General features: G+C 63.2%; 11 protein-coding genes. 2 read left to right on the forward strand and 9 right to left on the reverse strand.

All coding sequences use genetic code 11. The annotated features are described in order from the left end of the window. Nucleotides 1-18: 18 nt before the first annotated feature. The 5 genes from QMY55_RS06175 to QMY55_RS06195 all read right to left on the reverse strand — a co-directional run bounded on the left by QMY55_RS06175 (nucleotide 19) and on the right by QMY55_RS06195 (nucleotide 4,758). Nucleotides 19-732, reverse strand: a complete 714-nt coding sequence (locus QMY55_RS06175) for an ABC transporter ATP-binding protein (RefSeq protein WP_283487793.1) — start codon at nucleotides 730-732, stop codon at nucleotides 19-21. Continuing rightward, complete coding sequence (locus QMY55_RS06180; protein ID WP_283487794.1) at nucleotides 725-1,495, reverse strand: ABC transporter ATP-binding protein; 771 nt, start codon at nucleotides 1,493-1,495, stop codon at nucleotides 725-727. Before QMY55_RS06180 ends, QMY55_RS06175 begins: the two co-directional genes overlap by 8 nt. After that, nucleotides 1,492-2,442: a branched-chain amino acid ABC transporter permease gene (locus QMY55_RS06185; protein ID WP_283487795.1), complete on the reverse strand. Its 951-nt coding sequence runs from the start codon at nucleotides 2,440-2,442 to the stop codon at nucleotides 1,492-1,494. Before QMY55_RS06185 ends, QMY55_RS06180 begins: the two co-directional genes overlap by 4 nt. Next, nucleotides 2,439-3,314 carry a branched-chain amino acid ABC transporter permease gene (locus QMY55_RS06190; RefSeq protein ID WP_283487796.1) on the reverse strand — a complete coding sequence of 292 codons (876 nt, stop codon included), beginning with the start codon at nucleotides 3,312-3,314 and terminating at the stop codon, nucleotides 2,439-2,441. Before QMY55_RS06190 ends, QMY55_RS06185 begins: the two co-directional genes overlap by 4 nt. A gap of 220 nt (nucleotides 3,315-3,534) precedes the next feature. After that, nucleotides 3,535-4,758, reverse strand: a complete 1,224-nt coding sequence (locus QMY55_RS06195; RefSeq protein WP_283487797.1) for an amino acid ABC transporter substrate-binding protein — start codon at nucleotides 4,756-4,758, stop codon at nucleotides 3,535-3,537. Between the two features lie 216 nt (nucleotides 4,759-4,974). On the opposite strand from QMY55_RS06195, the gene QMY55_RS06200 reads away from it, so the two are divergent. Further along, nucleotides 4,975-5,955, forward strand: a complete 981-nt coding sequence (locus QMY55_RS06200; RefSeq protein WP_283487798.1) for an AraC family transcriptional regulator — start codon at nucleotides 4,975-4,977, stop codon at nucleotides 5,953-5,955. A 247-nt stretch (nucleotides 5,956-6,202) separates the two neighbouring features. Here QMY55_RS06200 and QMY55_RS06205 read toward each other — a convergent pair whose 3' ends face one another. From QMY55_RS06205 to QMY55_RS06220, 4 genes are all read right to left on the reverse strand, one after another. Further along, nucleotides 6,203-7,753, reverse strand: coding sequence for an FAD-binding oxidoreductase (locus tag QMY55_RS06205; RefSeq protein ID WP_283487799.1), 1,551 nt, complete (start codon nucleotides 7,751-7,753; stop codon nucleotides 6,203-6,205). 17 nt (nucleotides 7,754-7,770) lie between these two features. Next, on the reverse strand, nucleotides 7,771-8,274 hold the full coding sequence (locus QMY55_RS06210) for a hypothetical protein (RefSeq protein ID WP_283487800.1): 504 nt from the start codon (nucleotides 8,272-8,274) through the stop codon (nucleotides 7,771-7,773). A gap of 13 nt (nucleotides 8,275-8,287) precedes the next feature. Beyond that, nucleotides 8,288-8,608 (reverse strand): c-type cytochrome, encoded by a 321-nt coding sequence (locus QMY55_RS06215; protein ID WP_283487801.1) that lies wholly within the window; start codon nucleotides 8,606-8,608, stop codon nucleotides 8,288-8,290. 178 nt (nucleotides 8,609-8,786) lie between these two features. Further along, nucleotides 8,787-10,238 carry an aldehyde dehydrogenase gene (locus tag QMY55_RS06220; protein WP_283487802.1) on the reverse strand — a complete coding sequence of 484 codons (1,452 nt, stop codon included), beginning with the start codon at nucleotides 10,236-10,238 and terminating at the stop codon, nucleotides 8,787-8,789. A gap of 346 nt (nucleotides 10,239-10,584) precedes the next feature. Between QMY55_RS06220 and QMY55_RS06225 the strand changes: the two genes are divergently transcribed. Next, complete coding sequence (locus tag QMY55_RS06225) at nucleotides 10,585-11,535, forward strand: AraC-like ligand-binding domain-containing protein (RefSeq protein ID WP_283487803.1); 951 nt, start codon at nucleotides 10,585-10,587, stop codon at nucleotides 11,533-11,535. The last annotated feature ends 56 nt before the right edge of the window (nucleotides 11,536-11,591 follow it).

An 11,591-nucleotide genomic window follows, 5' to 3' on the forward strand; every position in this document is an offset into this window, starting at 1 on the left:
GGGTCTCCTTTTCAGTGTTCAGTGTTCACCGCCCAAATAAGCGCGGCGCACGGCGGGGCTGTTGCTGAGTTCTGTGGCAGAGCCTTCGCCCACGATGCGCCCGGTTTCCAGCAAGTAGCCACGGTCGGCAATAGCCAGGCTCTGGCGCGCGTTCTGTTCCACCAGCAGCACGCCCATGCCCAGTGTCTTGATGCGCGCCAGGGCTGCGAACAGCTCTTTGCACATCAGCGGCGACAGGCCCAGCGAAGGCTCGTCCAGCAACAGGATATCGGGCTGGCTCATGAGAGCGCGGCCCACGGCCACCATCTGCTGCTCGCCGCCGCTCATGGTGCGCACGGCCTGGGTCAGGCGGTCGCGCAGCTTGGGAAAGAGGGCGAAGACCTGCTCCAGATTGCGGGCCTCGTTGGCGCGGGCGCGCCGGGGCTGGGCACCCAGCAGCAGGTTTTCCTTGACGCTGAGATCGCCGAACACGCCGCGCCCCTCGGGCACCAGGGCCAGGCCGGCTTGCACGATGGCATGCTGGGGCAGCTGCATCAGCTCCTGGCCGGCCAGCTGGGCGCTGGCCCCGGCCTGCGGCATGACCATGCCGCCCAGCGCCTTGAGCAGGCTGGACTTGCCCGCTCCGTTGGCGCCCAGCATGACGACCAGCTCGCCGGGCTGCACCTGGAGGCTGACCTGGTGCAGCGCCTCATGCTTGCCGTAGCTCACCGAGATATTGCGCACTTCAAGCATGGCGGGCCTCCGCTGGCTGGTCTTCATCTGCACTCACATCTTCCCCCAGGTAGGCACGTACCACCTCGGGCTCTTTGAGCACCTGGGCCGTGGGGCCGTCGGCGATTTTCGTGCCCGCGTTCATCACCACGCAGCGGCTGCACAGCGCGTGCACGGCGTCCATCACATGTTCGACCATGAGAATCGTCAGCCCTGTGGCCTGCAGCTGCCGGATCAGCGCAATGCCCTGCTGCAGCTCGGTGGGGTTCAGTCCGGCCAGCCATTCGTCGAGCAGCAGGATCTGCGGCTCCAGCGCCAGCGCGCGGGCCAGCTCCAGGCGCTTCTGGTTGATATAGGTGAGGTCGCCTGCAGGAGTATTCGCAAATTCGGCCAGACCCACCTGATTGAGCAGTTGCAGGGCACGCGCAGCAGCAGGTTTGCCAAATAGTGGTCGGGGCTTGAAGGCCATGCCGGCGATGACGTTGTCGGTGCAGCTCATGGAGCCCAGCACCTTGACCAGCTGGAAGGTGCGCGCCACGCCCAGGCGGGCGATCTGGTGGCTTTTGAGCTGGTGGATGGGCTTGCCGTTGAATACGATCTCGCCGCTGTTGACGGGCAGGGCGCCCGAGATCAGATTCATGGCCGTGGTCTTGCCCGATCCATTGGGGCCGAGCAGGCCCACGACCTCGCCCGGGTAGACGTCAAAGCTCAGTTCGTTGACGGCCACCAGGCCGCCAAAGCGCCTGGTGGCGCCGCGCACGGAAAGCAGGGTGGCGGTCTTCATGGCTGGTCTCCCTTGCTGGCCGCATCCCTGCCCAGCAGCCTGGCCAGCACGCCAGACAGACCCTGGGGAATGAAGTAGACGATCACGATGAACACCAGGCCCAGCAGAATCGAGAAATGGTTGGGGAAGTTGGCACCCAGGTACTCGAATAGCAGCACCAGCGGCACGGCCCCCAGAATCGGGCCGAACAGCGCGCCGGCACCGCCGAGCAAGGCCATGATCAGCGTCTGGAACGAGACGGCGGGAGCAAAGGCAATGCTGGGGTCGATATAGGTCCAGCGCGGAGCCATGATGGCGCCCGTGACGGTGATGAACACGGCGCTGACGGCAAACAGCAGCAGCTTGGCCGTGGTGGTGTTGATGCCCACATGGGTGGCCACGGTCTCGTCCTCGCCGATCACGCGCAGCGCCAGACCCAGGCGCGAGCGGTTGATGAGGGCGCGCAGCGCCAGCACCAGGGCCAGCATGGCCAACAGCTGCCAGTAGATATCGAGCTGGGTGATCTCCACGAATACATAGCGGCCCAGATCCTTGGTGATGTTGACTTCCCACCAGGTGACGAGCTGCTTGACCAGCTCGGCCAGGCCAAAGCTGAAGATCACAAAGTACACGCCCGACAGCCGCAGCGTGGACAGCCCCACGATCAATGCCATGACCAGGCCCACGCCGGCTGCAATGCCGAGCACGGCGGCCCAGGGCAGGGACTCGCCGAACACGGCGGTGACATAGGCGCCCATGCCGAAGAAGGCGACCGTGGCCAGCGAGATATAGCGCGTCGGTCCCGAGAACAGCGCCCAGGCCGTGGCCAGCACGCAGTACATCAGGATGCTGATCATGAGCGAGAGGTAGTACTCGTCCGTCAGCCAGCGCGGCAGCAGTGCCAGGCCCAACAGGGCGGCGGCGCTGACGGCCCAGATCAGGATTTCCTTGCGATGGTTCGGATTCATCGTGCGGCCCTCCCGAACAGCCCTGTGGGCTTGAACAGCAGCACCAGCAGGAACACCGCGTAATTGACGGCCAGCGTCAGGCCGGGGTCGACAAAGGAGGCCACCAGCGTCTCGGCAAAGCCCAGCAGCATGCCGGCGACCAGGCAACCCATGAGATTGCCCACGCCGCCCATGATGACGACGATCAGCGCCTTCATGGCAAACATGGTGCCCATGCCGGCCGAGAAGGGCAGAAACATGCTGACCAGCACGCCGCAGACCGCCACTAGCGCACCGCCCAGACCGTAGGCCAGTGCCGCCGTGCTGCGCACATTGATGCCGACCAGATGTGCGAACTGCGGTGCCACGGACACGGCGCGCACCACGGCGCCGGCGCGGGTGCGCGTCAGCAGCAGGTACAGGCCGCCGCCCAGCACGATCGCAAAGCCCAGCACCAGCAGACGGTTGGCCGCGACCTTGCTGCCCAGGATCTCCACAGGCTTGGCCAGATAGCTGTAGCTGTGATAGTCGCCGCCGAACATCACCAGCATGACGCCCTGTACGACGAACAGCATGCCGAAGGTGGCCAGAATCGAATCCACCTCCAGCGCCGGTCCGCCCTTGGCGCGGCGCACCAGCGGGGTCAGCAGCAGCTGATAGATCAGCCACTGGATGGCAAAGCCCAGCGGCACCACCAGCAGCACCAGAAGCAGCGGTGAAATACCCCAGCTGCTCACCGCAAAAAAGGCCAGAAAGGCCGGCGCAATCAGAAACTCCCCATACGAGAGATTCATGATGCGCGCCACGCCGTACTGCAGTGTCAGCCCCATGGCCACCAGGCCGTAGAGCCCGCCCAGCATGGCGCCAGCGAGAAGGATGTCTATTAAATTCATAGCGTATACCGCTGGTGATTCATTGTTCTTGTTATGAAATCAATGCATAGTGAAAGCGAGACATGCGCAACCAGATCTTGTTTTGATAGTTCTTGCGGAGCTGGGCACACTGGTGGCCATGGGGTATCAGAGATGCCGAGCAAGAGCCGCCTCGCGGCGATGGCATCGTCCCCCTCCCAAGCGCGAAGCGCGTAGAGAGAGGGGGAAGCGGCATAGCCGCTCAGGGGGTGACCCGCGGAATCACCGCGGGCCTAACCCCCGCCCGGTTGGTCGGCGCAATCGCATTGAACTCGCCGTTCTGCCACTGGCCCACATGCCAGAGCTTGGTCAGTTGCTGGTTTTCCAGCTTCACGGGGCCGAGCACAGTCTCGAAGCTGCCGCTCTTGAGCTCCTGGGTCACGGCGGCGCGATCGATCTTGCCCACGCGCTCGATGGCCTGCTGCAGCATCTGCAGCGAGGTGTAGACGATGGGGCTGGCAAAGCGGTCCGATTCCTGGCCGGTCACTTCCTTGAAGCGCTTGAGGTAGGCCTGCATCTGCGGGTTGCCGGCATCGATGCCGCCCGGTGCCATCACGCCTTCGGCCGCAGCGCCGAACTTGCCCTTGAACATGGGGAATTGCGTGCCCACGCCGGTGAACAGCACCTTGGGAGCCAGGCCCAGCGTCCTGGCCTGCTCGTTGATCAGCATGGTGTCGGGCGGGTAGGAGTAGGCTACGAAGGTGTCGGCCCCTTTGCCCTTGGCCTCGTTGATGATGGGCGTCATGTCCTGCGTGCCGATCGGATAGCTCTTGTCGTAGACCAGCTCGAAGCCATGCTGCTTGGCGGCCTTGCGCGTGGCATTGGCCAGCTCGACGCCAAAGCCGTCGGCGATGTTGATCATGGCGATCTTGTTGTTGATCTTGCCGTCCTTCTTGGCCTGCTGCAGCAGCGCGACCAGACCCTCGGCATATTCGCCGCCCGTGCCCAGGAAGAAGAAGGCGTGTTTCCAGCGCTTGGCCAGATCGGGGGCCTTGTCGGTCACCGAGGTGGCGGCCAGCAGCGGGTATTTGTGCTTCTCGTAGGTCGGCCCTACGGCCAGGTTGGAGCCCGTGCCCCAGGGCGGCAGCACGAAGTCGACCTTGTCCTGGGTGATCAGGCGCTCGGTGGCGCGCACGGCCTCCTCGGTGCTGGAGCGGTCGTCGTATTCGATGACCTCGATGGGCACGCGCTTGCCATAGGCCTTGAGCAGGATGCCGCCGGCGTCGTTGATCTCCTTGACCCAAAGCTTGTAGTTGGGTGCCGTGGTCACGGAGGTACCGCCCGCGTTGACGCCCGTCTTGGCAATTGCCCAGCCGATGCGGATGGACTTGGGCGCTTCCTGGGCCAGGGCCGCGCCCCACAGACCCGCCAGGGCAGTGGCCGCGACCAGGCTCTTGAGAACACAACGCTTGTCGGCGAATGTCATGCTTGTCTCCTTTTTGATGGACGGGTGTCCGGGTTCTTCGGCCATCGTAGGAAATCGCGTAGACAGGGGTTTGTCTGGGCGTGCATTGCGTCTTGTCTGAGCATGCAAGTGTCTGTGGGTAAACACTGATTTCCCTGCGAGGCGCCGGTTTTGCCCGGACCCGGGTCCGCGCAGCTGGGGATAATGAAGCATCCTGTTACTTCTTCAGGAGCCCAGATGCGGCCAGACATTCCTGCCAACCAAGTGATCGAGAAGATGACCGAGATGCAAGGTGCTCAAGCCGTGGGTGCCTGGCAGCACTGGATGTCCACGCTTTACGGACTCGAGAGCGATGTTTATGGCGACCACCATTTCTCGGCGCGGCTGGGCACCTTCGAGCTGGGGGCGGTGGGCATGACCCGGATCGAGGCCGGTCGTCATCGCGTGCGGCGCACTTCGGCCAGCATGGCTCGTCACAGCACCGACTTCCTCAAGATCGTGGCCCCCTGGCACGGCGAAGCCCGCGTCTGCCAGAACGGACGCGAGGCCGTGGCGCGCAGCGGCCAGTGGCTGATCTATGACACCACCCAGGAGTACGAGGTGCTCAACCCGGAGTGGTGCGAGCACCTGATCATCACCCTGCCCAAAAGCCGCTTCGAAGACCATTGCCGCGCCATTGACGGCCTCATGGGGCGCTATGTGGGAGGCAGCGAAGGCGTGTCCCGCATTGCGCTGGACATGATGCGCGGCACGTTCGCCGAATGCCGGGCCATGGGCCAGGGACTGGCCCAGCATGTGACGGATTCGCTGCTGCAGCTGATCCAGCTGTCCCTGCTCGATGCCTGTGGCCGTGCGGCCTCGCTGAGCGCCAGCGAGCTGCTGCTGGGCCGCATCAAGGCCTATGTGCGCCAGCATCTGCGCGATCCGGCCCTGAGCGTGGATGCCGTGGCCGCCGCGCTCAACTGCAGCAAGCGCCATCTCTACAACGCCTTTGCCGATGAGAGCCTGTCCATCAGCCAGCATATCTGGGCCGAGCGCGTGGCCCTGTTCCAGCGTGAGCTGCTCAGTCCTGCCAACCGTCACTGCACCCTGACGGAGCTGGCGCTGGCCAGCGGCTTTGCCAGCGGCGCGCATCTGAGCCGTTTGTTCAAGCAGCACACGGGGCAGACTCCGGCCCAGTTCAGGGCTGGTGTGCAGGCATCAAGCTTGCTGAATTAAGCATCAAATTGGCCTTGAGCTCAATGTAGTAAAGCGCTGGAAGCTATTGATTCGGTAGTGATCAGGAAAAAAAGAAAGCCACCTGGCGTTTTCAAATCAGGTGGCTTTAAAAATTGAAGCCAGGGCGCAGCACTGAAGCAGGCATGCCCCAATCAAGGGGCAGCGAGCAAGGGCCGCCCCGCAGCGAGGCTGTCGTCCCCCTCCGCGAAGCAGAGAGGGGGAAGGCGCGTAGCGCCTCAGGGGGCGCTTAAATATCTATCCCGCACTTACCCGGAGCCAGAATCCCATTGGGGTCCAGGGCACGCTTGATTTTGCGCTCGATATCGCGCTTGACCGGACCGTAGCTCTGCGCCACGCGCTCCTGGAAGGCCGTGTTCACGCGGTACACGGCATAGCCTTCCTTTTCGAACTCGTCCAGCAGCTCGGCAAAGCAGGCGTTGGCACGCTTGGTTTCCTCTTCGTTGCTGCGGTCGTACAGTACGTCGATGACATGGTGCATGTCGCGCCAGCCGACGATGAACTCGCCCACATAGTCCAGGCCATGCTTGTTGAGGATCTTCTTGGCCAGCGACTTCTGCTTGTCGCACTCGCTGCCGCGCGCCTGCGACACAGGGGCAAACCACATCGAGCCGCCACCCCCGCGCCAGTTGTAGAGGCCGAATTCCTGCAGGTTGGGCACGCCCGACATGAGTTGGGCACGGTACTTGAAGGGCTGGGTGTCGCCGGCCATCTCCTCGGTGATCAAGCGGCCCTTGCCCAGCTTTCTGAGCGCGTCCTGCACGATCTTGAAGTTGACGTCGACCTGCTCCCTGGTGCCGTACAGCGCGGCGTAGACATTCCAGGCGCCCAGGTGCTTGTCTTTCTGGATCTGCTTGAGGATGGCGTCCGGTGTATGGCCGGGCGCGGTGGTGTAGTCCGAGCGGCGGGTGTTGCAGGTGGATGCTTCCCACAGCACGCCGGCAATCACCACCGAGTTGGGGATGACCTGGGCGATGCGCAGGGGGCGGATGAATTCCACGATCTCGGAGATATCGCTGTCTTCGTCGAACTGGATTTCCAGCGGCTTGAAGACCGGGGGCTTGGGCATCAGCCAGAAACCCATCTTGGTGCAGATGCCGTAGTTGGACTGGGTGAACATGCCATCCAGCGTCGGGCCGTAGCCCCACTTGAACACCTGCCAGGCCTTGTCGCCCTTGACGCCGCCCATGCCGGTGCGCAGCACATCGCCGTTGGCCATCACCACTTCCATGCCGCACTGCATCATGAAGTGTTCGCCATAGGGGGTGTAGCCCACGCCGCGGTCCATGGTGTTGCCCAGCGGGCCGGCAATGGCCGAAGGTGCCGAGAACGACAGCATCAAGGGAATCTTGTTCTCTTCGAGGTAGTCGTAGAGCATCTGGTAGGTCACGCCAGGCTCGACCAGGGCCGTGCACAGTTCGGGGTCCACGTGGATGATCTTGTTCATCTTGCGCAGATCCAGCACCACCTGGCCGCGCTGGCCCGGTGCGGCCGAGCCGTAGCCGAAGTTGCGGCCGGTGGAGATGGTCCATACGGGCACCTTGTGCTCGTTGCAGATCTTGACGACTTGCTGCACCTGCTCCACGGTGGTGGCGGTCACCACGGCCGATGGTGTGTGCTCTTCGGTGGGCACAGCCATCATCACCTTGGTGTAGGGACGAACCAGCTCGTCCTTGATCATCACATTGTCTTCGCCCAGGGCTTTCTTGAACTTGGCGATGGCGGCGTCAAAGCTGCTCTCGCTCATGCCCTTGGGCAGGGCCATGTATTTGCTTGTCATGCTCTGCTTTCCTTGTTTTAGATCACGCAGCGAAAAGACACGCGGGCTTCGTTGCCGGCGACTGCTGCGGGGGTGTTCATGGCTTGGCCCGAGACCAGCGATTGGCCTAGTGCCCGGGCCCAGTCGGCGGCGGCGCTGTCCACGCGGTGGTTCTCGACAGCCAGCACGCGGCCACCGCTGGAGCGAACAAGGTCCAGCACCAGCGTGGCCGAGGCGTCATCGAGCAGGCCTACCAGCAGGGTTTGTTTGCCGTCGGCCAGCAGCTCGCCCAATTGGTTGAAGGCGGCACTGTCCAGGCCTTGCAGGCCGGTGTGGGCTGCGCCAAGGGCGGTGTCTTGAACACCGGCCGCAAAGGCAGCATCCAGGGCGGATCCGTGCAGGGCGGAGGTCACGGCCAGCACGTCGCTGGACGCAGCAGTCTTGCCGGTCAGCGCGGAGGCCACTTGTGTCAGGCCCATGCCGGAGACAGCTAGGCCTGCAGCGGCCAGGCCTTTGAGTAGAGAGCGGCGATCGGTTTGCATCACATCGTCCTCTTTACTTTTTGACGGGCTCGGCAGCCTTGGGGGCCTCTGTCTTGGACAGATAGTTGGCCAGATCTTCCAGCGTGGCGTCGTCGATATCGGTCACGCGAAAGGCCGGCATGGCGTTCATGCCGTTGCGCGCGATGATCATGTAGGTCTGGGGAGGAAAACCGCGGCCCTTGATGACAGGGCCTATGCCGGCCTCATGGCATTTGGCGCAGGTCTTTTCGTAGTAACGCTGGCCTGGGCTGGTGCTTTGAGAGTCCGCCGCCGAGGCGGAGAGACTGAGACCTGACAGCAGGGCTGCCAGGGCCAGTGGGTATAGATTTTTCAACGTGAGTCTCCGGTGGTTCTGTGATGGTCGGCAGACACAAGGCGCAAGCTTGGGTTTGCACCTTGCCCATGCTGGCGCTGCACCTGAGGTATTTGCCTCATGGCCCAATGCCCGCGATGGAGGTTTCAAGCGAAGACAGGAGTCATGCCTGCCGGCTACGACTGCTGTCCTGGACGCTTTAGAAGGGGTAGTGACGTGCGGTGGTCTGCATGGTGATCCAGCGGGTGTCGGTAAAGGCATCGATACCGGCCTGGCCGCCAAAGTGGCCGTAGCCCGAGTTCTTCACGCCGCCGAAAGGCATCTGTGCCTCGTCGTGCACGGTGGGACCGTTGACATGACAGATACCGGCTTCGATGCGGCCGGCCACGCGCCAGCCGCGCGCTGTGTCCCTGGTGTAGACGGCGGAAGACAGGCCGAACTCGTTGTCGTTGGCCATGGCAATGGCCTGCTCTTCGCCACGCACGCGCACGATGGCTTTCACCGGGGCAAAGGTCTCTTCTCGGAAGATTCGCATCTCGGGCGTCACGCCGTCTAACAGTGTGGCGGCCATGAGGGTGTCGCTGGCCTTGCCGCCGCAAAGAATCCTGGCACCCTTGGCGACGGCGTCGTCGATGAGTTCGTTGACGCGGTTCACGGTGTTCATGTCCACGACGGAACCCAGCACCACGGGACCTTGGCGTGGGTCGCCCAGAGGCAGCGATGTGGCGCGTGCCACGAGCTTGGCGATGAACTCCTCGGCCACGGCCTCGTCCACGATGATGCGTTCGGTGGACATGCAGATCTGGCCCGAGTTGGCGAAGGCGCCAAAGGTGCAGCCGGCCACGGCGGCATCCACATCGGCATCGTCCAGGACCAGGAACGGAGCCTTGCCGCCCAGCTCCAGAATGACGGGCTTGAGGTACTTGGCGCAGGTCTGGCCGATGATGCGGCCCACGCGCGTCGAGCCCGTGAAGTTCACGCGGCGCACGGCGGGGTGAGCCACCATGGCCTCGACTACGGCGCCGGCGTCTTCGGGCGCATTGGTCACAAAGTTCACCACACCAGGCGGCAAGCCGCCTTCCTGCAGCGCTTCGATGATCAGACCGTGCGTGGCAGGGCACAGCTCCGAGCCCTTGAGGATCACGGTATTTCCGCAGGCCAGGGGCGTGGCAATGGCGCGCACGGCCAGGATGATGGGGGCATTCCAGGGGGCGATGCCCAGCACCACGCCGGCGGGCTGGCGCACGGCCATGGCCATGCTGCCGGGGATATCCGAAGGAATCAGCTGGCCGTTGATCTGGGTGGTCAGCGATGCGGCTTCGAGAAACATATTGGCGGCCAGATGCACATTGAAGCCGGCCCAGATGCCGGAGGCGCCAGTTTCGGCAGCCATGGCTGCGGCAAAGGCTTCGGCCTTGGCCTCCAGGGCCTGCGAGGCCTTCATCAGTATCAGCCTGCGTTCTGTGGGGCCCAGGGCCGCCCAGGCAGGGAAGGCCGCCTGGGCGGCTTCTACGGCCCGCACGGCATCGGCGGTTGTGGCTGCCGGTGCGCGTGTGGCGACCGAGCCGTCCAGCGGATTCTTGCGTTCGAATGTGGTGCCGTTGCTGGCCTGGGCGGCTTGTCCGCCGATAAGCATGGTTTGTTCAATCATGTTTGCTTCCTTCGCGGTGCATCAAAGCATTGATGTGGGTCTAACGGAGCGAAGACAGGTGCGATGCCGCGCAGAATGTTTGTGCTGCGGGGCTTGTCTCCAACTCATTTCTTGTGCTTGCCTGATTCAGGGTGAGTGCAATCGTAGAAAAGCAGGATGGGTGGTGCTGTGCTGTGCGCGCACAAACGGTTTGTCGAATCGTGCACCCGGTAGCGGGTTTTCCCTAGGGTTGAGGCCTGTGCTGGGAGACTGGCTGATACCCTGTGCGAGAAAGTGCGTGCTTGCCGATAATGGCGCTATGGACTGTCGATACAGGCAGATTGCGCACGATAAGGAGTCAAGGCACATGAGCGCGTCAGTAGTGCTGAGCACTGAAGGATTGCCGGAGAAGGAAACCGCTCCTGCCTGGCATGACTGGATGGCACAGCTGTTTTCCGGCTTGGACACGGATTTGTACGGAGACACCCGTTTTGACGGGCGTATCAATGTCGCCTATGCCGGAGATGTGATGCTGACCAAGCTCGAAGCGGACCGCCACCGTGTGATTCGCGATTCCCACAAGCTGCGAGACAGCGAGATGGCCTATCTCAAGATCGTGGCTCCATGGGATGGGCATGCCCAGGTGCTGCAAAACGGCCAGCAAGTCAGTGTCAGCAGCGGTGACTGGGTGATCTACGACACCTCTCAGCCATACGAGGTCGCCAATCCCAGTCATACCGAGCACCTGATCATGATGGTGCCCAAGCAAAGCATTGTCGACCGGGGCCTGCGGCTCGACGGCCTCATGGGGCGCAGCGTCAGCGGCAGCAGCGGTATTGCGCGCATTGCCTTGCAGACCATGCGCAGCACCTATCAGGAGCTGGACAGCATGGCCGCGCCGCTGGCGCGGCGCGCGGGGGAGTTGCTGATCGATATGGTGCATCTTTCGCTGCAGGCCATGGCGGGCCAAGCCACGGCCGTCACTCAGAAACAGGCGCTGTATGACCGCATCTGCGAGCATGTGGCCAGCCATATGCGTGATCCGGGCCTTTCGGTCGAGCAGGTGGCGCAGGCACTCAACTGCAGCAAGCGTCATCTGCACAACGCTTTCGCGGGACGCGAGCTGTCGCTGGGCGCCTTCATTCAGCAAAGCCGTCTGGAGCTGTGCATGAGAGAGTTGCATTCGCCAGCCTTGGCGCACCGCACCATTACCGAGATCGCCATGGACTGCGGCTTTGGCAACAGCGCCCATTTCAGCCGTGCCTTCAAGGCTTATGTCGGCATGTCTCCCAGCGAGTACCGCGCGCTCAGGGCCTGATTCCGCGAAAGCTTTGATCGACGCCAGCATGCGTTATTGACGCTATAGGACAATGC

It is taken from the genome of Comamonas resistens, from assembly GCF_030064165.1.
Classification (GTDB): Bacteria; Pseudomonadota; Gammaproteobacteria; order Burkholderiales; family Burkholderiaceae_C; genus Comamonas; species Comamonas resistens.